This window comes from Tahibacter amnicola, from assembly GCF_025398735.1.
GTDB classification, from domain to species: Bacteria; Pseudomonadota; Gammaproteobacteria; order Xanthomonadales; family Rhodanobacteraceae; genus Tahibacter; species Tahibacter amnicola.
Genome location: NZ_CP104694.1, coordinates 5517845 through 5538457, shown reverse-complemented (window position 1 = coordinate 5538457; position 20613 = coordinate 5517845). Strand labels below are relative to the sequence as shown.

Annotated in this window: 16 protein-coding genes and 1 pseudogene; 6 read left to right on the top strand and 11 right to left on the bottom strand. The window is 65.7% G+C overall.

All coding sequences use genetic code 11. The annotated features are described in order from the left end of the window. Positions 1–24 precede the first annotated feature (24 nt). The 3 genes and pseudogenes from N4264_RS21685 to N4264_RS21675 form a co-directional block, all read right to left on the bottom strand. Positions 25–648 (bottom strand): annotated as a pseudogene (locus N4264_RS21685) (lytic polysaccharide monooxygenase auxiliary activity family 9 protein); the annotation flags it as partial. Positions 649–777: 129 nt separating this feature from the next. After that, positions 778–1578 carry a DUF1295 domain-containing protein gene (locus tag N4264_RS21680; RefSeq protein WP_261694301.1) on the bottom strand — a complete coding sequence of 267 codons (801 nt, stop codon included), beginning with the start codon at positions 1576–1578 and terminating at the stop codon, positions 778–780. A gap of 68 nt (positions 1579–1646) precedes the next feature. Further along, positions 1647–2093, bottom strand: a complete 447-nt coding sequence (locus tag N4264_RS21675) for an OsmC family protein (RefSeq protein ID WP_261694300.1) — start codon at positions 2091–2093, stop codon at positions 1647–1649. 66 nt (positions 2094–2159) lie between these two features. Between N4264_RS21675 and N4264_RS21670 the strand changes: the two genes are divergently transcribed. After that, the gene (locus N4264_RS21670) at positions 2160–2927 is read left to right on the top strand and encodes a pseudouridine synthase (RefSeq protein WP_261697680.1); all 768 of its coding nucleotides are present in this window, start codon (positions 2160–2162) and stop codon (positions 2925–2927) included. A gap of 60 nt (positions 2928–2987) precedes the next feature. On the opposite strand, the gene kbl is transcribed toward N4264_RS21670, so the two are convergent. Next, on the bottom strand, positions 2988–4181 hold the full coding sequence (gene kbl, locus N4264_RS21665; protein ID WP_261694299.1) for a glycine C-acetyltransferase: 1194 nt from the start codon (positions 4179–4181) through the stop codon (positions 2988–2990). 227 nt (positions 4182–4408) lie between these two features. Between kbl and N4264_RS21660 the strand changes: the two genes are divergently transcribed. Continuing rightward, positions 4409–5584 (top strand): agmatine deiminase family protein, encoded by a 1176-nt coding sequence (locus tag N4264_RS21660; protein ID WP_261694298.1) that lies wholly within the window; start codon positions 4409–4411, stop codon positions 5582–5584. A gap of 24 nt (positions 5585–5608) precedes the next feature. Here N4264_RS21660 and N4264_RS21655 read toward each other — a convergent pair whose 3' ends face one another. From N4264_RS21655 to N4264_RS21635, 5 genes are all read right to left on the bottom strand, one after another. Beyond that, on the bottom strand, positions 5609–6619 hold the full coding sequence (locus N4264_RS21655; protein WP_261694297.1) for a sensor histidine kinase: 1011 nt from the start codon (positions 6617–6619) through the stop codon (positions 5609–5611). A 64-nt stretch (positions 6620–6683) separates the two neighbouring features. Further along, entirely contained in the window at positions 6684–8177 is a 1494-nt protein-coding gene (locus N4264_RS21650; RefSeq protein WP_261694296.1) for a sigma-54 dependent transcriptional regulator, read from the bottom strand. Continuing rightward, positions 8170–8556, bottom strand: a complete 387-nt coding sequence (locus N4264_RS21645) for a response regulator (protein ID WP_261694295.1) — start codon at positions 8554–8556, stop codon at positions 8170–8172. The genes N4264_RS21650 and N4264_RS21645 overlap by 8 nt, the downstream gene beginning before the upstream one ends. Next, positions 8553–9935 carry an RNA polymerase factor sigma-54 gene (gene rpoN / locus N4264_RS21640; RefSeq protein WP_261694294.1) on the bottom strand — a complete coding sequence of 461 codons (1383 nt, stop codon included), beginning with the start codon at positions 9933–9935 and terminating at the stop codon, positions 8553–8555. The genes N4264_RS21645 and rpoN overlap by 4 nt, the downstream gene beginning before the upstream one ends. Positions 9936–10056: 121 nt before the next feature. Next, positions 10057–10710 (bottom strand): response regulator, encoded by a 654-nt coding sequence (locus N4264_RS21635; RefSeq protein WP_261694293.1) that lies wholly within the window; start codon positions 10708–10710, stop codon positions 10057–10059. A 344-nt stretch (positions 10711–11054) separates the two neighbouring features. On the opposite strand from N4264_RS21635, the gene N4264_RS25715 reads away from it, so the two are divergent. Together N4264_RS25715 and N4264_RS21625 are read left to right on the top strand one after the other, a co-directional pair. Continuing rightward, positions 11055–12395, top strand: coding sequence for an ATP-binding protein (locus tag N4264_RS25715; RefSeq protein ID WP_343231970.1), 1341 nt, complete (start codon positions 11055–11057; stop codon positions 12393–12395). Positions 12396–12413: 18 nt separating this feature from the next. Beyond that, complete coding sequence (locus N4264_RS21625; protein WP_261694292.1) at positions 12414–12944, top strand: response regulator; 531 nt, start codon at positions 12414–12416, stop codon at positions 12942–12944. A gap of 91 nt (positions 12945–13035) precedes the next feature. Here N4264_RS21625 and N4264_RS21620 read toward each other — a convergent pair whose 3' ends face one another. After that, the gene (locus tag N4264_RS21620; RefSeq protein ID WP_261694291.1) at positions 13036–19017 is read right to left on the bottom strand and encodes an EAL domain-containing protein; all 5982 of its coding nucleotides are present in this window, start codon (positions 19015–19017) and stop codon (positions 13036–13038) included. A 452-nt stretch (positions 19018–19469) separates the two neighbouring features. On the opposite strand from N4264_RS21620, the gene N4264_RS21615 reads away from it, so the two are divergent. Then, positions 19470–19799, top strand: coding sequence for a hypothetical protein (locus N4264_RS21615; RefSeq protein ID WP_261694290.1), 330 nt, complete (start codon positions 19470–19472; stop codon positions 19797–19799). Between the two features lie 68 nt (positions 19800–19867). Here N4264_RS21615 and N4264_RS21610 read toward each other — a convergent pair whose 3' ends face one another. After that, positions 19868–20116: a hypothetical protein gene (locus N4264_RS21610; RefSeq protein ID WP_261694289.1), complete on the bottom strand. Its 249-nt coding sequence runs from the start codon at positions 20114–20116 to the stop codon at positions 19868–19870. On the opposite strand from N4264_RS21610, the gene N4264_RS21605 reads away from it, so the two are divergent. Further along, positions 20115–20612: a Csu type fimbrial protein gene (locus N4264_RS21605; protein WP_261694288.1), complete on the top strand. Its 498-nt coding sequence runs from the start codon at positions 20115–20117 to the stop codon at positions 20610–20612. The genes N4264_RS21610 and N4264_RS21605 overlap by 2 nt on opposite strands. Position 20613 lies beyond the last annotated feature (1 nt).

Sequence of the window (20613 nt, the reverse complement as noted above, 5' to 3'; positions counted from 1 at the left end):
AAATCCGTCGGCGAAAATAGCGTCGCCGGATGATCCAAAATCCACATCCGCACAGGTGTAGAACGCCTCTTCGCTGTCGGACCGTTGCCACACGTTGTAGACCACATGACGGCCGCGGCGTACCGGCAGCGGGCAGTCCAGCCGGTATACGCCGCCGTCGCCCAGGGGCACGTTCCCCAGTCGGCAGAATTCATCCAGTTGCCCCCAGGCCAGCGGCTGGAGCGGGTTCCAGCCGTCGCGCGTGACATAGAAGATCCAGTCCCGCGTGGCATGGGGCGCGGTACCCCGGAAGACAAACTGGTAGTGCCCGGTGGCGTCGGGTCGGATGGGTGTCGCGTACCAATCGGCGCGCGCCAGGTTCAAGGCCTCGAAGGTGGGGTTGTTGCCGCTGCACAGCTTTCCGTCGGGAACCACCGCCTGGTGCTGTCCATTGGCATGGGCCTGGTTGACGCCCATCCAGTCGTAGAACGCCTGTGGGCCGCCGGCGGCGATGGCTGCGGCGCAGGCAGGGTCCTGTGGATTCTCCACGCCCGCCGCGTAGCAATGGAACACGCGGCTTTCAGGAACGATCAGTGAGCCATGCGCATCGGCGCGCGGCGCAATAAGGGTCACGCCGGCCGCAGCCAGCAGGAAGGCAACCGTACGCATCGCATTCTCGCCCGTCACCGGCAGTTCCGGCGGCCCGACAGTGTGGACAAGCCGCTCTCGCCGATCCGTGCGGGAGGTCCGGTCCGCAGGGCTTTATGGTCGAATACCACTGGGGCGCGGCGGCGCCGGTCAGGCCTTGCGCAGGTCCGACGTGCGTTCGGGCTTGGGCACCCAGGGGATGAACGCGGAGGTTTCCGACTGGTAGGCACGATAGTCGTCACCGCGCGAGCGCAGCGCCTGGGCTTCGACAAACGGAACCCCGCTGACCCAGCGCAGCGCGATGTACATGAGCAAGGGGCCCAGCCATGCCGTCCAGGCGATCGGTGAGCCTACCGCGAGCGCCACATACGCGAACCAGTGCAACCACTCGAAGAAGTAGTTGGGATGGCGCGAATAGCGCCACAGGCCGATGCGGCAGGTCCGCCCCGAATTGCGGGGATCGCGCCGGAAACGGGCGAGTTCGAGATCGGCGAACGACTCCCCGGCCAGACTGACCAGCCACACGGTGACGCCGATGACGTGCCAGGCGGAGATTCGCGTGACCGGATTCTCCGCGACCGCCAGAAACGGTAGCGAGAAAAGGGCCACCAGCGCGGCCTGCACCTGAAAGAGGGCGAAGAAGCGCACCTCGCTGCCGTGCCAGTGCGCGCGCAGCTGCCGGTAGCGGCCGTCTTCTTCCTCGGTGAGCACGCGCGTCAACAGGTGCATGCTCAGGCGGAAGCCCCAGAATCCGCCGAACACCGCAACAAGGCCGCGTGACAGGGCACTGCCAGTGCCAACGCCCGCGTAGTACAGGGCGCCGCCGCTCAGGCAGGCGGCCCAGATCGCGTCGGCGATGCCGGCGTTGCGCGTCGCGCGTTGCAGCAGCCAGCCGACCAGCATCGCGCAGGCCGCAGCTCCCCAGACGATTAGCACTGCATTGCCGTTCATGCGCGCAAGGGATGGTGGAACGCCGCGTGATCCTAATCCGTGCTGCGTAGTGGAAAGGTCAACGGCGGTCAGCGCGGTACGATGTGCACCTCGCTGCGGATGGAATTGGCGATAAAACACGCCGAGTGGGCGCGTTCATGGAACTTGGCGAGCTCGTCCGCCGACGGCTGGTTCGCACCGCTGAAGTGGATCGCGGGGCGCAGGGTGATCCGCGTGACAGCCATCTTTCCCTCTGCATTCTTTTCCAGCACGGCCACCGGCGCGTCGTCATAACCCTCCACGACATAGCCGCGATTGGCCAGCACTGCCAGGATGGTGAGCATGTGACAGGACGCCAGCGCCGCCAGCAGCAGTTCTTCCGGGTTTGCCGCGGCGGCGTCGCCGCCGTAGTCGGGGGCGGCGGAATTGCGCAGCATCTGGCCGCCGTCGAAGCGGATGCGGTGCTCACGCGCATAGTTGCCGCGTTCGAAGGGGCCGTCGTTGCGGCGCCAATCCAGGGTGATGCGGTGTTCCATACGGTTCTCCGGCAGTTCGTCGTGGCGTGGTTTGACGGCAACGCCCGATTGCGGCAGCGTGACGTGATGACTGCATCCCGTCGGCCGCCACGGCCCAATCCTCCAAAGCCGCGCGCGTCGGCCGGGCCTCGCTACGGGCTTGCCCGGGTGCTGTCCAAGCGGGGTTACTGCTCACGGAGCCAGGCCCAGTCGCTGGTGGCGGCCGGGCGCGTCCGCGTCAACGGCCGTATCGTACGCGACCCGGAAGCTGCCACGGACCTGTCCGTCGACCGGATCGAGGTCGATGGCGCCCCCATCGCGGCAGCCAGCGCCGTGTGGCTGATGATGAACAAGCCACGCGGGCTGGTCACCACGACCTCCGATGAGCAGGGGCGCGATACCGTCTACCGCCTGCTCGACGATTCCACCCTGCCGTGGGTCGCACCGGTCGGGCGCCTGGACAAGGCCAGCGAGGGCCTGCTGCTGTTCACCAATGACAGCACGTCCGCCGCGCGGCTCACCGCGCCGGAGAGCCACGTGGACAAGACCTACCACGTCCAGATCGACTGCCTGCCGGATGAGGATTTGCTGGCTCGCCTGCGCGAAGGGGTGACGGAGGCGGACGGTCACCTGGCCGCGAAAGATGTGCGGGAACTGCGCAGGGGCGAGAAGTACGCCTGGCTCGAAGTCGTGCTCGACGAAGGCCGCAACCGCCATATCCGCCGCCTGCTGGCCGCGCATGGCGTAGAGGTCCTGCGACTGGTGCGCATCGCGATCGGCGGCCTGGCGCTGGGCGACCTGCCTTCGGGACGGTGGCGACGGCTGACGGCAGCGGAGATCGCGCGCCTGGTCTGAACCCAGCCGCGCTCTGGAAAAACCAGCCATTGCCGCCCCCGGGGCGGCAATGGCGCTCGATCACGCTTTCAGGACGCCCAGTTCCCGGCCCACCTTGGTGAAGGCGGCCACCGCGCGATCGATCTGTTCGTGGGTATGGGCGGCGCTCAGCTGCGTGCGGATGCGCGCCTGGCCCTGCGGCACCACGGGATAGAAGAAGCCGATCACGTAGACGCCTTCAGCCAGCAGCGACTGGGCAAACTGCTGCGCCAGCTTGGCGTCGTACAGCATCACCGGCACGATGGCGTGGTTGCCGGGCTTGAGGTCGAAGCCGGCGGCGGTCATGCCTTCGCGGAAGTAGCGCGCGTTGCTTTCCACGCGGTCACGCAGTTCCGTCGACCGGGTGAGAATCTCGAACACCTTCAGCGAGGCGGCCACCAGTGGCGGCGGCAGGGTGTTGGAGAAGAGGTACGGGCGCGAACGCTGGCGCAGCAGATCGATGATCTCGCGCCGGCCGGTGGTGAACCCGCCGGAACCGCCGCCAAGCGCCTTGCCCAGCGTCGAAGTGAAGATGTCGACCTTGTCCATCACGCCATGCAGCTCGGCCGAGCCGCGGCCGGTGGGGCCGACAAAGCCCGTCGCGTGCGAATCGTCGACCATCAGCAGCGCGTTGTATTTCTCCTTGAGGCGGACGATTTCGTCGAGCTTGGCGATGTAGCCGTCCATCGAGAACACGCCGTCGGTGGCGATCAGGCGCGTGCGCTTGCCCTGGGACCCGGCCAGGTGTTTTTCCAGCTCAGCCATGTCGCCGTTGGCGTAGCGGCGCCGTTCGGCCTTGCACAGGCGGATGCCATCGATGATCGAGGCGTGGTTCAGGGCGTCGGAAATGACCACGTCCTCGTCGGACAGGATGGTCTCGAACAGGCCCCCGTTGGCGTCAAAGCAGCTGGTGTACAGGATGGTGTCGTCGGTCCCGAAGAACTCGGAAATCCGGCGTTCCAGCTGCTTGTGCAGGTCCTGCGTGCCACAGATGAAGCGCACGCTGGCCAGGCCGAAGCCGTGCGTGTCCAGGGCCTGCTTGGCCGCGGCGATGATTTCGGCGTTGTCGGCCAGCCCCAGGTAGTTGTTGGCGCAGAAATTCAGGACGTCCTTGCCGTCGGTGGTGTGGATGGCGGCCGACTGCGGCGTGGTGATGACGCGTTCGGTCTTGAACAGACCCTGTTCGCGGATGGCGTCGAGTTCGGCGCTGAGGCGCTCGCGGGCGGGGAAGTCCATGGCTGGCTCGCAGAGTGGCGGAGAGAAAGCCGCCATTGTGCCGCCTGGGTGCCGCGGGCGCCAAATCGGCCGGGTGCGCGTGGCCCCGGCGGCCGTCGCCTGGCGAGGAAAGGGTAGGGCCCCGGCCGGGCTGTCGCGTTTGTAGAACCGGTCGACAGCCTGGTGGACGCAGTCTGCTAGGCTAGAAAGTTACGGGTCCGCGTTTTCTCATCCGGGAGAATTGGTCAATGCCGCTCAAGCTGATCGCCGCCGTCTCGCTTGCCCTGTCCCTCAACGCCGCGTCCGCCGGGGCGACGGTTCCGAAAGCCGTCCCACCGGAGGTGCTTGCCACCATCCAGGACGACAACCCCTATCCCTTGCCGCGCGGCCTGAGTGCCGATGAGTTGCGCGATTTCGTCTTGCCGGATGCCTCGCACATTCCGTTCGCCCCGCCCGGCGGCCCCGTGCGTGCCCAGGCCGAATACGAAGCCAACAGCGGCATCCTGGTGCGCTGGGGCTCCTTCAACGCCCTGATTACCCAGATGGCGGTGGCGATCACCACGGGCGATCCGGACGCCATGATGTACATCGTCGTCACCGGGCAAAGCCAGCAGACGAGCGCCACGTCCACGCTGACCGGTGCCGGCGCGAATATGTCGCGGATCAAGTTCGTCACGCAGCCGTGCAGCAGCGGTTGCAGCGTATGGATGCGCGACTACGGTCCGCGCATCGTCGATGCGAACGGCCGGCGTGCGTCGGTGGATCACGTCTACAACCGTCCGCGACCGGTCGACGATGTGTTCCCGGCGGTATGGGCGACCTATTCCGGCGAACCCAAGTACGATATCCCGCTGACACACGGCGGTGGAAATTTCCATCTGTTCCGAAATCGCGATGCCTTCATGACGCGCCTGATCGTCAACGAGAACCCCGGCGTCAGCGAGCAGCAGATCAAGGACTACTACCGCGATTACCAGGGATTGAATCTCACCCTGACCGATCCATTCCCCACGTCCTACGACTCCACCCAGCACATCGACATGTGGATGCTGCCGCTGGCCGACGACAAGGTGCTGATCAGCCAGCACGCCAGCAGTGACGGTGTCCCCTATACCGTGACCGAGGCCACTGCCAACCTGCTGGCGTCGCGCAACTACACGGTGTATCGCACGCCGGCCTGGAACAGCGGCGGTACGCACTACACCTATGCCAACGCCGTGCTGGTGAACAAGGTGGCTCTGGTGTGCCAGTTCGACGGCTACACCACGCAGAACGCCCAGGCCATCGCGACATTCCAGAGCGCCTTGCCCGACCGCACCGTGGTGCCGATCAACTGTTCGGACATCATTGACCTGGCCGGTGCCGTGCATTGCATCGTGATGCACGTGCCCGATCTGCTGTTCCGCAGCGATCTGGAAAACTGAGCAGTCCCGGAACGGGTCGCAGCGTCACCCCTGGGGCGCCGCCGGCGAGCCCAGGGGCAGCCGGGCGAGCACGATGCTGCCCGCACCGGGCATCGAGACGATCTCGCAGTGTCCGCCCACCAGCGAAGCGCGTTCGGCCATGCCGATGACGCCCAGGCTGCCGCCGGCCTGGGCGTCGCTCATGGCTTCGCGCGGGTCGAAGCCGATGCCGTCGTCGCTGATCCGGATGGCCAGCTCGTGCCCGGTTGCGTTGAGGGCGACGTCCACATGGCGGGCCCGGGCGTGCCGCATGATGTTCGTGACGGCCTCCTGCACCAACCGGTACGCGGTGATCTCGATGCCGATCGGTGGCCGCCGTTCCAGCCCTTGCACCGACAGGCGCGTATCCATCTTGCCGGCAGCCGCCTGGCGTTCCAGATACCAGCGCAGAGCCGCTTCCAGCCCGATATCGTCGAGCAGCGGCGGCCGCAGCAGCAGGGACATGTCGCGCACTTCGGCCAGGGTGCGGCGGACGTCCGTCAGCGCCTGCATGCGGTCGGCCGGCGGCATGGGTTCGTCGCGGCGGTATTCGAGATTGAGGACCACCGCCGTGAGTGTCTGACCGATCTCGTCATGCAACTCGCGCGCAATGTGCCGGCGTTCCTCCTCCTGCGCATTCACCAGGCGCAGTGACACATCCTCCAGCCGGCGCTGCAGTTGCGCAGCTTGCTCGCGACAGACGGCCAGCGCGGTGTCGACGCTGCTGTCGGAGAACACCGCCAGGCGCTCCCCGGACGGCAGTGCAGTGATACTCACGGCGTAGCAGGGCCCGGTGTCGGGCGGAAGTCCGCGAACGGGGTCGAGTGCCGCGTCGACGGCGGATTCCGTCAGCAGCTGGCGCAGCGCCACGCGATCGTGCGGATGAATCTGCATCAGCAGCGCATCGATGGCCGTGGCGCTGTCGGGCGCCAGAGGGTGGGCCGGGGACAGGCGATGCAGCGTGCCGGCCGGCACGTCAACGCGGAGGATCAGATGGTGCGGCGAAGTCGACGTCATACGACACTGCCATCGCTGCGATGCCCGGGGCCAAGCATACGCGAGCGACGGCCGACGCGGCGCATCAATTGACGTGAGTGTCGCTTTCGCCTTCGTCGATCAGGCTTTCACGGCCGAGCCCGTACTTGCGCAGCTTTTCGACCAGCGTCGTGCGACGCAGCCGCAACAGTTGCGCGGCATGCGCGACGACACCGTCGGCACGTTCGAGCGCGGCGCGGATCAGCGTCGACTCGATGCTGCCGATGTGTTCCTTGAGATCCAGGCCGTCCGGCGGCAGAACCGACGGTGCGTACATGGGCGGCGCGGCGCGTGCGCCAGCGTCAGTGAGAACCGCCGCTGGCGTGCCTGTGCTTCCTGCCGGCGGCGCGCTGGCGGCTGCGACATTCACCGGCGCGGCGTTGCCCGCATTGGCCCGGTAGCGCACGGGCAGGTCGTCGACCTCGATGACCTGGCCCGGATGCAGCACCGACAGGCGCTCCACCAGGTTCGACAGTTCGCGCACATTGCCCGGCCACGCGTAGGTGCGCAGCACGCGCAGCGCATCGGGTGACAGGCGGATGCGGGCGCGTCCATGACCAGCGAGCTGGTGCGCCAGCACATTGACCAGCTCACCGAGGTCATCGGTGCGCTCGCGCAGCGACGGCACTTCGATCGGGAAGACGTTCAGGCGGTAATAGAGATCCTCGCGGAAGGTGCCCTTTTCAATCGAGGCTTCGAGGTTGCGGTGGGTTGCCGCGATCACGCGCACATTGCACTGGATCGTGGTATCGCCGCCGACGCGTTCGAAACGTCGCTCCTGGAGCACGCGCAGCAGCTTCACCTGCATCGGCAGACTCATGTCGCCGATCTCGTCCAGGAACAAGGTGCCGCCCTCGGCCAGTTCGAAGCGGCCCTTGCGCGCCGAGACAGCGCCGGTGAACGCGCCCTTCTCGTGGCCGAAAAGTTCGCTTTCCATCAGTTCCGAGGGAATGGCGCCGCAATTCATCGCGATGAAGGGGCCCTTGGCCCGCGCCGAGTGTTCAAAGATGGCGCGTGCCACGACTTCCTTGCCGGACCCGGACTCGCCGAGAATCAGCACGGTGGTATCGAATTTGGCGACCTGCTCGATCATCCGGCGCAGGCGCTGCACTGCGGCACTGGAACCGCTGGGCCCGCCACGTGGCGTTTCAGCGCGCGCGCTGTCGTCCAGGCGCTTGATGCTGGCGCGACGCAGCAGATCATTGAGCTGCGTCTGCTTGATGGGGTAGTCCAGCGCCCAGACACTGGCGCCGTTGACACCCAGGCCGTTTGGCTCGACTTTTCCGTCGTCGCTCATGACCAGGAGCGGCGGATGCATCGGGTCATCCGCCAGCCACGACGCGAAGGTGTTCCACGGATCGCGTTCGTTGACCGTGCCGACGACGATCGCCAGCCAGTCTTGCGGCGTGTGCCGTTTCAGGCGCAGGTCACCGGCACATTCGAGCACCGTCGGCGTCAGGTCCATGAAATCAAGGATGGCCCCGATCCGATCTCCGCGCTCGCGGTCGGCATCGACGATGAGTATGCGGGATTCAGACATTCCGGTCTGCTGTGCTGCGCAATTGCGACAGGATCACCATCACGTCCTGCGCATAGTTGATCTTGCCGATGAATGCGTCGGCGCCTGCGCGGGCGGCATGCTCGCGGTGTTCCGGATCGTCGAAGTGGCTGGCGATCACGATGTAGGGCGGATCGGTCTGCGCCTTGATCAGGCGCGTGGCCTGCAACCCGCCCATCTCGGGCATGGCCAGGTCCATCAGCACCACGTCCGGACGCAGCGCTTCGGTCCGCTCGATCGCCTCGCGGCCGTTCTGCGCCTGACCGACCACGCGCAGCCACTCGATGCCGCGGAAATGACGCATCGCCGCATTGACGAAACCGGGGTGATCATCGACCAACAGAACCGTAATCGGTGTCACCGGTACGCTCCGCGGCTTGGTGGGGGGTTGCTGTGAAACGTGTGACGCTGTGTACATTGCCGCTCCTTCGCCGTAGCGATGCCTAGAATGCTGCGGTACTTGGCGACGGTCCGCTTGGCGATGCGCACGTCGCTGCGGGCCAGCAGACCTACGATCGTGTCATCGTCCAGGGGGGTCGCCGGGTTTTCGGCATCGATCAGCCGTTTGATCATTGCCCGGATTGCCACGCCGGCGAAGACGGCTCCGTCCACGCGGGCGGCAAAGAAATGCTTGAGCTCGAAAGTGCCACGCGGAGTCTGCATGAACTTGCCCGTGGTGATCCGAGAAATAGTGGATTCGTGCACGCCGATCGTGTCAGCGACCTCGCGCAGCGTCAATGGGCGCATGGCCTCGATGCCGTGGCGCAGGAATTCCACCTGCGAGTCGACGATGGCCTGCGAGGCACGCAGCAGCGTGTCATTGCGCACCGACAGGCCCAGTGCCAGGGCACGCGCCTGGTGCAGCAGCTCGCGCATTGGTGCGTGGGCCGAATCACCAGCCTGATCCATAAGCGCTGCCATCTCCGGATCGATGCGGATATGCGGCATGCTGCGCCGGTTGAGACTGACATGCCAGCCCTCGCCACGCCGCACCACCAGGACGTCCGGCACCACGGCCGAGCCCGCATTGTCGGGAGCGCCCAGGCCCGGCTTGGGGTCAAGCGTCAGGATGAGGCGCCAGGCTGCGCGCACGTCGGCGACACGGGCGCCGATCTCCCCGGCGATTCCGGCCAGTGCTTCCCGCCGCAAGCTTTCGAGGTAATGCGTCACCAGCAGCTGCGCCAGGTGAACGTGAGGGTCCAGCGCGGCCTGTGTCCGCAGCTGAGCCAGCAGGCATTCGCGCAGGTCGCGTGCGCCAAAACCCGGGACAAGGCCGTGCAGGATTTGCTGGCGCACGGATTCCACCGTCGTGGCGGCCGCGCCCAGTGACTCTGCCGCCGAATGCACCAGCTCGGCACAGGGGGCTTCCAGGTAGCCGGTGTCCGCTACGCGGTCGAGCAGCCAGGCGGCGATGGCTAGCCGATCCAGGTCCTGCGTCTGCAGTGCCAGGTCGTCGAGAATCTGCTGGCGGATATCCCGCGTGTCACGTGCGGCGCACTGCGCCAGCCAGTCTTCGTCGCCAGCCTCGCGCGTGGGGCGCGGCACGGCGCGGCGGTCAAAATCCGGTGGTGGCGCCTCGCCGTCGCCCTCGATGCGTTCGAGCAGCGGGTTGGCTTCCAGGCACCGCTGGATTTCCCGCTCGAGCTCGACACCATCCAGCTGTAGCAGACGGATCGATTGCAGCAGCTGCGGCGTCATCCGCAGATGCTGTCCCAGTTGGAGATTTGTGCCCGTACGCATCGCCGGTCCGCATCGTTGTTCTTCGATGCAAACTGTGTGCTTCGTCGGCGCCGGACGGCTATCGGGTCGATCCCGTACGCGGTGTCAGGATTTTCCTGACAGACACTGCAGTGATGCGGTGCTACATGTTCAAATTGTGTTGCAGGGCAAAGCGAAGGAGTTCGCTCGACCGCTTGATGCCGAGCAGGTCCATCATGCGGGCGCGATGAGTCTCAACGGTTTTCACGCTGATTCCCAGTGCGGCAGCGATTTCCTTGGTCGCTTCGCCTTTGGCGATGTGATGGAGGATCTCGCGCTGACGCGGCGAAAGGGCATCCAGGCTGTTCTTGCTTCGTCCTACGAAGGCGCTGAGCATTTGCGCGGCGATCGGCGGGCTGACGAAGGTCTGGCCGTGCCGGGCCGCGTGCAGGGCCTGCTCCAGCTCGGCAGGCGCAGCGTCTTTCACGATATAGGCGCTGGCGCCGCGTTCGAGCGACGTGCGCACATAGCCCAGCTCGGTATGCATCGACATCACCACCACCGCCGTGCGGGGAAATCGCGCGCGCAGGTCACCGATCAGGTCCAGCCCGCTACGGCCGGGCATCGCCAGATCAATCAACGCCACATCCGGATGGTGCTGGTCGACCAGCTGGAGAGCCTCATCGGCGTTGCTGGCTTCGCCGACCACTGCAACGCCCGGCGTGCCCTCGAGCAGGCGGCAGATGCCCGCGCGCACCAGCGTGTGGTCATCGGCGACGATCACGCGGACAGTTTCGCTGGCAGCCGGTTTCGTCATGGAAACGGTATACCACGCTGCACCGGCCTTGCGTATGGGCACCTCGTCGCCCCCGATAACGGCCTGGACCGTTCGCGGCGGATATTTGTCGCGGCTCCGGCGGAAAAATGGCGACAGGCGAGGGCGTTACCGAATCGTCTTGAGACTTTTGCCACAATTTCCCGGGAAATACGCGCTTTCCGGCGTCGTATCCCGTCGTGCGGAACGCCCTGTGCGGCCGGCACGGGAATTGCCTCATCTACTCCGAGAGCGCCGCACGCATTGCCGTACAGCGATCTGTGGCGCCGGTCGGGTCCGTCGGCTCGCACCCAGACGAGACCCGTCCAATGAAACGGAGACCCCCTGTGTTGTCAACCAACTCCGACATGATCAAGCCAAAGTCAGGCACATCGGTGGGCGTACCCGCCCACTCCAGTGACGCGCCGCGGCGCGGTTCCGGCTTTGCGCGCCCCGAGCATCCGCAGGCAGCCGCATTCTTGCACGCGTTTGCCGAGATCAGCGCCATTCCCATCCTGATCTTCGACGGCACGCAACGCGTGCTTTACTCCAACCGCGCGGCCGACGCGCTGGTGGAACTGCTCGACCCGCTGCGCGTCCGCTCGGGTGACCTGGTGATGGTGTCCGACTGGCATCCGGAATTGCTGCCGGCCTCGGCCTTGGCCACGGCCGCCTCCTGTGGCTGCTGGGTGGGCGAAGTCGTGCTGCGTTCATCGTCCCGCCAACGCCTGGTGTTGCTGGTGCAGGTCTCGGCCATCGGCCTGGACGGCCTGGGCCCCTACGGCATGCAGGTGCGCGACATCACCGAGGACTACGCCCGCGAAAGCGAGCTGCAGGCCCGCAACGGTGAACTCGAGGTCGCCTATGCCAAGCTGAAGGGGGCGCAGGAGCAACTGGTCCAGTCCGAGAAGCTGGCCTCGATCGGCCAGTTGTCGGCCGGCGTGGCGCATGAAATCAACAATCCGATCGGCTACGTCAACTCCAATCTCAGCACGTTGCAGCAATACGTCTCGCACCTGCTGACGGTGATCGAGGCGTATTCGATGGCGCAGGAACGCATCGACAGCCCGGGGCACTTCCGGGAGGTCAACGAGATCCGGCGGCGGCTCGATATCGATTTCGTTGCCGCTGACCTTCCGCAGCTCCTGACCGAGTCGCGCGAAGGCATCGAGCGGGTCTGCAAGATCGTGCAGGATCTCAAGGACTTCTCCCGCAGTGATCGCGGCGAGGCCTGGGTGAAGGCGGATCTGCACCGCGGTATCGAGTCGACCCTCAACATCGTCTGGAACGAGCTCAAGTATAAGGCCCAGATCGTGCGCAGCTTCGGCGACCTGCCGCTGATCGAATGCCTGCCATCCGAGCTCAACCAGGTGTTCATGAACATCCTGGTGAATGCCGGGCAGGCCATCACCGACCGCGGCGTCGTGACGGTCAGCACCGGCTGCTCCAGTGACGGCGAGAAGATCTGGATCGCGATCGGCGACGACGGCGTGGGCATGTCCGAGGAGGTCCTGTCGCGGATTTTCGACCCCTTCTTTACGACCAAGCCGGTGGGGACCGGAACCGGCCTTGGCCTGTCAATCTCCTACGGCATCGTGGCGAAACACCACGGTACAATCAGTGTCACCAGCACGCCGGGGCAGGGAACCCTGTTCCGGATCGAGCTGCCGGTGAACCAACCGCGTTGAGGCCGGCTAGGAGGCGTCATGTATCGCGTGCTCTTGATCGACGACGAACCGAATATTCTCAGTGCCATGCGACGGTGCCTTTCGGCCATCGATTCCGAGCAGCTGGATGGGGAATCGCTCGCGATCGAAACCTTCACCAATCCCGATGACGCCATCGCGCGCAGCGAGGAGCAGGATTTCGACCTCATCGTCAGCGACTACCGGATGCCGTTGATGAACGGTGTGGAGCTGCTGTCGCGCCTGATTGAGGCGCAGCCCACGGTGCCGCGCATGATCGTCTCCGGCTACGCCGACAAGGACGCCATCATCTCCGCGGTGAACGACACCAACATCGCGCGTTTCATCAACAAGCCCTGGAGCGACAACCAGCTGCGTGACACGGTCGTCTCGCTGCTCAAGCGCGGCCGTTCCGGCGCCAACGAGAATGCCCGCCAGCGCGCGCCGGCCGATCGCGCGATGAAGCGCCTGGAAGAGGAATGCCCCGGCATCACCTTTGTCGAGCGCGACGAGGACGGCGGCATCTACCTGTCCCTGGACGACGACGATTGAGGCGTCGGCGGCCGCATGCTGCGTGGCCGCCGTGTTCTGCCTTCTACCCTGATGAGCCCGGTCCTGGCCGGGCTTTTTGCTACGTCACGGATCAGCCCGCCGTACCGCGGGCGGCCTGCTGCCGCGCGTAAGTGCGGAACGCATCCGTCACTTCGCTGCGCAGCTTTTCATCGTCCCAGGGCTTGGTGATGAACTTGTAGATGGCGCCGCGGTTGATGGCCTCGGTGACGGTGGTGATGTCGACATATCCCGACAGCACCATACGCACGGTCTCCGGATACATCTGTTTGACCTTGCTCAGGAACTCGGTACCCGTCATGGCCGGCATGCGCTGGTCGGAGACGATGACCTGGATATTTTCCCGGGCCAGGATATCGAACGCCTCGGCGGCGCTGTTGGCCGTATGCAGCGCATAGCCGTCACGGCGCAGTGCGCGCGCCAGTGAACGCAGCACGTTCTCTTCGTCGTCGACCAGCAACAGGCCCTGGGCAGCGCGTGAAGCGGCAAAGGCATGCGGTTCCAGATAGCGCCGGCGCAGGTGCTGGCCCGCACCCTCGGCCGGCAGCGGTTCGGAGAACAGATTGCCCTGGAATTCGTCGCAATGATTGCGCAGCAGGAATCCCAGCTGTGGTTCGGTCTCGACGCCCTCGGCCATCACCACGATGCGCAGCTCGTGGCCCATCGCGATGATGGCGCGCGCGATGGCCGCCTCGCCACTGTGGTGCGTCACCTCGCCGACGAAACTCTGGTCGATCTTGAGCTTGTCCAGCGGCAGGCGATTGAGATAACTCAGGCTGGAATAGCCCACGCCGAAATCATCCAGCGCCAGGCGCACGCCCAGTTCCTTGAGTGCGAGCATGATCGACAGCGAGCGCTGGATGTCATCCATCACCGCGCTTTCGGTCAGTTCCAGCTCCAGCATGGAACCGTCGATCCGCGCCGCGTTGAGCGCTGCCTGTACCTCGTCGACAAACGACAGCCGGTGCAGTTGCAGGGCGGACACATTCACTGCCACGCGGATATCCGTATGACCGGCCTCGACCCACTCGCGCGCCTGCCGGCAGGCTTCGTTGAGCACCCATTGGCCCAGGTCGACGATGATGCCCTGTTCCTCGGCCACGCCGATAAATCGTGCCGGCGGCAACAAGCCAAGGTCGGTTGTCTGCCAGCGCACCAGCGCTTCCATCGCGACGATGCGTCCGTCGTGGCGGCTGACCTGGGGCTGGTAGTGCAACACCAGTTCGTTGTTGCGGATCGCATCGCGCAGGCGGCTGCCCAGTTCCAGGCGGTCGCGCAGCAGGGCCGCCTGCTCGTTGGAGAACGCCAGTACCGAGTTGCGTCCACGCCGCTTGGCGCGGCCCATGGCGGCGTCCGCACTGTTGAGAAGGTCTGCGGCCGTGGCCGCGTTGTCCGGATAGAGGGCTACGCCAATCGTAGCGCTCATGAACAGCTTGTAGGTCGACACCGTGATCGGCGCTTCCAGTGCGCTGCGCACCGAATCGGCCAGGCCCAGCGGATCGAGCTGGCCGGGCCGGTAGCGCACCAGCACGGCAAACTCGTCGCCCGCCACGCGCCAGTAGTGGGCGCGATCGCCGAGCGTCTGCTGCAGACGCTTGGTGACGCGTTGAAGGATCTCATCGCCAGTCTTGCGACCCAGGCTTTCATTCACCGCGTGGAAGCGATCCAGGTCGACATAGAACATCGCGGCGTGGTCGCCGTCACGCGCGATCTCCTCCAGCAGATGACCCAGGTTTTCCTCCGCATCGACGAACCGCGGCAGCGAGGTCAGCGGATCGTACTGCGACAGGTAGGCCAGCTCGGTTTCGTAGCGCCGGATGTCGGTCAGGTCGACGCTCACGCCGATGTAGTGCGTGACCTCGCCCTGGTTGGAACGCACCGGTGCAATGGCGAGCTGGTTCCAGAACAGCGTGCCGTCCTTGCGGTAGTTGCGCAGGATCACCTCGCAGTCCACCTGGCGGTCCAACGCCGAGCGGATCGTTTCTGCGGCGGGCTGGTTGCGGTCATCGCCCTGCAGAAAGCGCACATTGCGGCCAATCACCTCCTGGGCGCTGTAGCCGCTGGCGCGCAGGAACGCGGGGTTGACGTAGATGATGGGGTAGTCGGCGGATCGGGCATCGGCGATCAACAGCCCGCTCTTGCTCGACTCGAACGCGCGGGCCAGGAGCCGGTTCGTGGCGTCCACACGCAGCTGCGTGGTGACGTCCTTGATGGTGATCAGGCGGCATTCGCGTCCGGCGAAATCCACGTCGTGCGCGGCGATCTCGACATCGATAACCTCGCCGTTCTTCTTGCGGTGGCGCCACAGCCCGGCGTATTCCAGCCCGCCGTGGCGCGAGGCGAGATGGTGTTCGAACGCCGTCAGTTCATCCGCAGGCCGGATATCGCGCGGGCCCATCGCAAGAAACTCCTCGCGGCTATAGCCGTAGAGGTCGATCGCCGCATCGTTGACAGCCACGAACTGGAGGGTCTGGGTGTCAAACAGCCACATCGGCAGCGGACTGCGCTCGAAGATCATCCGGTAGCGCTTCTCGCTCTCCTCAATCGCCTGGCGGGCACGCACCGCGTCGATCGCAATGCCGATCAGTGACGCGGCGATGTCGCTGTTGCGCTGCTCTTCCGCGTCCGGCCCCTTCGGTTCGGTGTAATAGACTGCAAACGTGGCGACGACCTCGCCGCTGTGGCTGATGATCGGAATCGACCAGCAAGCGCGCAGGCCGAAGCCCAGTGCCGCCTCGCGGTAGTTTTCCCACAGCGGGTCGGTGGCGATGTCGGTTGCAACGACCTGCTCTCGCCGCCAGGCGGCGGTGCCGCAGCTCCCGGAGCTGGGGCCGATCCGCTGGTTGTCGATCAGCGTCGAATAGCCCGGAGGCAGGCGCGGTGCGGCGGCCGTGCGCACCCGTTCTCCCTCTTCGATCAGCAAAATGCTGCACATGGCCTTCGGGTGCCGTTGTTCGTACAGGTCGATGACGGCCAGGAAGGTATCCGCCAAGGGCTGTCCTGCCGCGATGCCGCGCAGAATTTCGGCGCGGGTGCGGTCGTAATGTTCGGCGCGCTTGCGCGAATGGATATCCTGGCTGGTGACGATGACCCGGACGGGTTTGCCGTCACTGTCGCGGACCACCTCGGCCTTGGAATGAATCCAGCGCCACTTGCCGTCGGCTTGCAGCAGGCGGTGGTCCATTTCGAACGGCGTGCCCTCGTTGATGGCCGCGCGATGCGCCGCTGCCAGCTGCTCGCGCTCGTCCGGGTGCCACAGGTCCTGACCCAGGAGTTTGTCGCTCTGCGCCGTCATCGGCGGGAGGTTCAGGCTGCGCAAGGCCTGTTCCGACCATTGGTAGCGCGGGTGTTCCGGATCGGCCAGATCGATCTCCCAGCTGCCCAGGCGGGCGACCCGCTCGGCCTGCGCCAGCATCGAGCGGCTCTTGTCCAGCGCATCGACCTGTTCGTTCAGATGCGCCCGCGTGGCTTTCAGATCGTCGATCAGACGTGACCAGCCGATGGAGATGGCGGCGATCTGGGAGAACTGGATGGCGACCGTGAGGTCGTCGCTGTCGAAGACACCGACATCCTGATCTGCCACGAGCAGGGCGCCCTGGCGCTCGCCGGCCTGGTCGCGGATCGCCAGGCAGATGACGCTGATTCCTTCGGGGAAATCGGCGACACTGCGGCAGAACTGCTGCCAGGCAGGATGGTGCGCGAGCTCCTGCGCGGACAGCATCACCGGCTTCTTGCTCTGCAACGCGGCGGCAAAATTGCCCAGGGCCTCGATGACCGCCGGCTGTGTGCGCCAGCCGCCGTAGCGGTCCGACAGCGACACGTGGTTCCTGGCGTGGGCGTCGTCCCGTTCGGGCAACAGGTGCAGCACGGCGATATGTGCCGACAGCGCGCCGCGCATTTCCTCCACCAGTACCTGCTGCAGCTTGGGGTCGCCCAGCTTCGAGCTGGCGAGCAGCGCGCCACGCATGATCGACCGCAATTGCTGCGACTGTCGTTCGGCCCGGTCCAGGGCCGCTGCCAGTGCCACCTCGGAACTCTGGCGCGCCTGGATTTCGCGCTGCAATCCGTCGCTGTTGTCCTCGGCAAGGCGCGTGCGCTGGCTGGCCAGCTGCGCAAAGCGTAGCGTCATGGCCAGGAACCCGCCCATTGCCAGGCCTCCCAGCAGCACCACGCTCGACAGCCGTGTCAGTGGATATCCCACTGCGCTGCGGCGGGGTGTGACCTCGACCTGCATTGATCCGTCCAGCAGCGCCTCGCTGGCCTGCACGGCAAGACTGCTCTCGCCGACATCTTCCATGCCGGCCTGGTAGAGCGACTTGCCCTGGTGCGTCACTTTTACCGCGTACCCCGCTGGCGGGCGGTCCAGGACGCGCTGGAGGAGTGCCGGCAAATCGAACGCCGCGATCAGGTCGCCCGAACGGTTGTCGCTGCCGCTCGCGGGGGCCAGCACGAGCATCAGGTAGGGACCGTTCGGAACGTGCACGAACGCGCCCGCCATGCCTGGTTTGAGCAATCCCTCGGCCGTGGCGGTGGCAATGGCGTCGTCGACGAAGGGCAACTGGCCTGCCGCGCTTCCCGGCGCATCGGCCCGCCAGCGGTTGCCCTGGTTATCGCGCCAGCGCAATCCGCGCAGGGCGGGGAAGTCGCGAAAATGCGCCGCGGCATCGGCTTCGAACTGGGACTGGTCCGAACCGTTCGCGACATGGATCGAAAGCCGCGTGATCATCTCCCGGCGCAGGGTGATCTCGCGTTGCAGCGTATGCCGTACTTCAGCCATCGCCTCGTTCGTGGCAACGCGGATGCGCTCCTGGTCGCCGGGCTGCATGGCATGCCAGATCAACGTGGTGACGCCCACGACCACAACGCCGCCGAACACGGCGATCCACTCGCGTCGCGTACGGCGCTGCCAGACACGGCTGTTCGCCAGCGACAGAACCGCAGCGCCAAACGACAGCTGGGCGATCGTCGTCAGGCGCGCCATCGCGCCGCGTCCGCTCCAGGCGGTGAGGTCAAGCAGTCCCGTCACATGCCCGATGGCGCTGGCGGTGGCGATCGACAGCGTGAGCAGGCCGCCGGTCCACGCCAGGACCGCGCGAAAGGTGTCGCGTTCGTCCCTGGGCATGCCGACCAGGGCAAGGCATCCGGTCAAAAGTGCAAACGTGGAATTGGGTGACATCGAGCGCGGCACCAGCGAGCCGCTGGAGCCCGCGAACAGCAGCGATACCAGCGCGCCCAGGCTGAGGTCATGGCCGGTGTACTGGCCGACCAGGATCAGCAGGACATTGGCCAGCACGGGGATCGCCAGTCCCGTCGCCAGGCGCGGTCGTTCCGACAGGTGCGCCCACAGGCTGCCCGCCACGAGCAGCAGCGACAACGCCGTCTGCAGTTGCATCGTCTTGCTGGGTTCACCGGTGCCCACGAGGATGGGGCTGCCCATCAGCCATGCGAGCACGCCGAACGCTGCACAGGCCACCTGGATCTGCGTGTATTCCCGTGGGCCATGTCCGCGTTGGTCGGCCAGGAGCCCCGCCCCGGCAACCAGGCACGACAGTACGAAGCTCCAGCCCAGCAACGGATCCCAGGGGCTGCCAAAGAAACCGGCGGCACACAGCGCGCAGGCGATGAGCAGCCAGGCTGGCACGGTGCGCGGCAGCTGGCGTCCTGCCGGCAGACTGCGCCGCAGCAGGCCGGCACCCAGGGCTGCGATGGCGACCGCGAACAGAATGCGTGCGGCGCGTACGTACTGGTGCTCGGCGGAATAGTCGACGTCGCCAACCGCTACGGTGGCCAACGCGAGAACGCCCGCACCCAGCAGTACAGCCCCCAGTCGCCGCCCGGCCGTACGTAAGCCCGCCACGGCGAGCGCGACAGCAACGAGCGCCGCGAAAATCCATTGCGCAAACCAGCTCGGATATCCCGGCGGCGGCTGTGCGGGCAGGAACACCGTTACGGCGCCGATCACAAGAATGATCCACGCCACCGGACCGCGCAGGGCGCGCCGGCTATCCGTCTCGGTATTCGCTGCGTTCTGCCTGGACGCCGGATCGATCTGCATGTCGAAACCCTGGAACCTGCAATGAGGCTGCGCCGGGAAACTGCGCCGGCGAAGTCCGGCCATTCCTTGCGTTCTATCCAAGGAGATTTGGCATCACAGTGTCAAGCGATGGCGGGTATAGGAATTGACGCGGCATGTGCTGCTTCCGTGACAGATTAGCGCAGGGCTCCCCGTGCGGGTGCGGGGCGTCGAAACGCACACCGATCCGGACGGTGTCGGCAAGTCGTCGGACGCACTGGCGGACGGGACGACGGCAATCTGCCGCCGTCGTGGGATTGGCGCCGACGCAACGGCATCCCGCGAGGGCGGGTCTTTCGTCCAGGTTATGCAAGTGACTGTATTTGTTGAACTATTTGTGCAGTCGGCGCAGTCGGGATTTCGGCGCAGTGTCTGAGCACAGGGTTTGCACTGCTGTTCCTGCGAAGCCTCCAGACGCTTTGCGGAGAATCCCGATGACAACCTTCCCTCGTTCACTGGTCCGGATCCTGGCCCTGCTGCTGACCACGCTCGTCGCGCTCTTTGCAGTCAACCCGATCCAGGCGCAGACAACGAAGGTCGGCATTCATATCCAGGTGGACGAAGACGCCGCGGAAGTGATTCGCGCCTGGCGCCGTGCCAACGGCCTTGATCCGCCGGACGCAGTGGCCGACGCGCGCGTTCGCGAGATTCTCGCCGCCCGTACGGCCAAGCGTGTGGAAGCCGAACGTCGCGCCATGGCCATCGCGGCGAGCGCGACCTGTTCTGACCAGACGCCCTGCGTGGCGACGACCGATTCCCTGTAAGCCCCGATGCTGCACACCCGTTTACTGCAAGGCACTGCTCGACCCATGTAGTTCGCAATCGTTTCACCTCACCCCGCCGCAACACCATTGTCCGCCACCGGACCAGCGGCCACCGCGCCGCCTCGGGCCTGGACTGCCGGCAGGCAATGACGATCACAAATGGAGGATTCGAAAACGCGCCACGGCGCGAAGCCACTGTATTGCCCTAAATCCAGCATCCCGATCGCCGCGTGCGAAATCCCCTGGCCGGTATTCGGGAACGGCCGAATCAAATCCGTATTGAATCTCTCAACACATTCCTGGAATCTGAAACTCATGAAACTTTCCTTCGCTCTCGTTGCCGTTGTGTCCGTCATCGCCGCTGCGCCCGCTATCGCCGCCACCACCACCAGCACCTTGAACGTCGCCGCCACCGTCGTCGACTCGTGCACCGCTGGCGGCGCGACGCTGAATTTCGGTCAGTTCGACCCGCGCACCGGTTCGGCTCTCACCGGCAACCAGAACTTCACCGTGCAGTGCACGGTGGGCACCGACTACACCATCGCGCTCAATGCCGGCACGGGTGACGGTGCTTCTCTGGCCATCCGCAAAATGACCGGCACGAACACCAGTGAACTCCTCAACTACGCGTTGTTCGTCGACAGCGGCCGCACCGTGATCTGGGGCGATGGCACCGACACCACGGAAATGGTTTCCAGCGACGGCACCGGCAGCAACCAAGTCTTCACGGTCTATGGGACTATCCTTGGCGGGCAGACCGCAACGCCGGTCGACACCTATTCGGACGCAGTGACGATCACGGTGACCTACTGAT

Excerpts from the sequence above, each read along its gene's own strand:
- N4264_RS21680 (WP_261694301.1), bottom strand. The coding sequence starts at position 1,578 with ATGAACGGCAATGCAGTGCTAATCGTCTGGGGAGCTGCGGCCTGCGCG.
- N4264_RS21675 (WP_261694300.1), bottom strand. The coding sequence starts at position 2,093 with ATGGAACACCGCATCACCCTGGATTGGCGCCGCAACGACGGCCCCTTC.
- N4264_RS21670 (WP_261697680.1), top strand. The coding sequence starts at position 2,160 with ATGACTGCATCCCGTCGGCCGCCACGGCCCAATCCTCCAAAGCCGCGC.
- kbl (WP_261694299.1), bottom strand. The coding sequence starts at position 4,181 with ATGGACTTCCCCGCCCGCGAGCGCCTCAGCGCCGAACTCGACGCCATC.
- N4264_RS21660 (WP_261694298.1), top strand. The coding sequence starts at position 4,409 with ATGCCGCTCAAGCTGATCGCCGCCGTCTCGCTTGCCCTGTCCCTCAAC.
- N4264_RS21655 (WP_261694297.1), bottom strand. The coding sequence starts at position 6,619 with ATGACGTCGACTTCGCCGCACCATCTGATCCTCCGCGTTGACGTGCCG.
- N4264_RS21650 (WP_261694296.1), bottom strand. The coding sequence starts at position 8,177 with ATGTCTGAATCCCGCATACTCATCGTCGATGCCGACCGCGAGCGCGGA.
- rpoN (WP_261694294.1), bottom strand. The coding sequence starts at position 9,935 with ATGCGTACGGGCACAAATCTCCAACTGGGACAGCATCTGCGGATGACG.
- N4264_RS21635 (WP_261694293.1), bottom strand. The coding sequence starts at position 10,710 with ATGACGAAACCGGCTGCCAGCGAAACTGTCCGCGTGATCGTCGCCGAT.
- N4264_RS21625 (WP_261694292.1), top strand. The coding sequence starts at position 12,414 with ATGTATCGCGTGCTCTTGATCGACGACGAACCGAATATTCTCAGTGCC.
- N4264_RS21620 (WP_261694291.1), bottom strand. The coding sequence starts at position 19,017 with ATGCAGATCGATCCGGCGTCCAGGCAGAACGCAGCGAATACCGAGACG.
- N4264_RS21615 (WP_261694290.1), top strand. The coding sequence starts at position 19,470 with ATGACAACCTTCCCTCGTTCACTGGTCCGGATCCTGGCCCTGCTGCTG.
- N4264_RS21605 (WP_261694288.1), top strand. The coding sequence starts at position 20,115 with ATGAAACTTTCCTTCGCTCTCGTTGCCGTTGTGTCCGTCATCGCCGCT.
- N4264_RS21610 (WP_261694289.1), bottom strand. The coding sequence starts at position 20,116 with ATGAGTTTCAGATTCCAGGAATGTGTTGAGAGATTCAATACGGATTTG.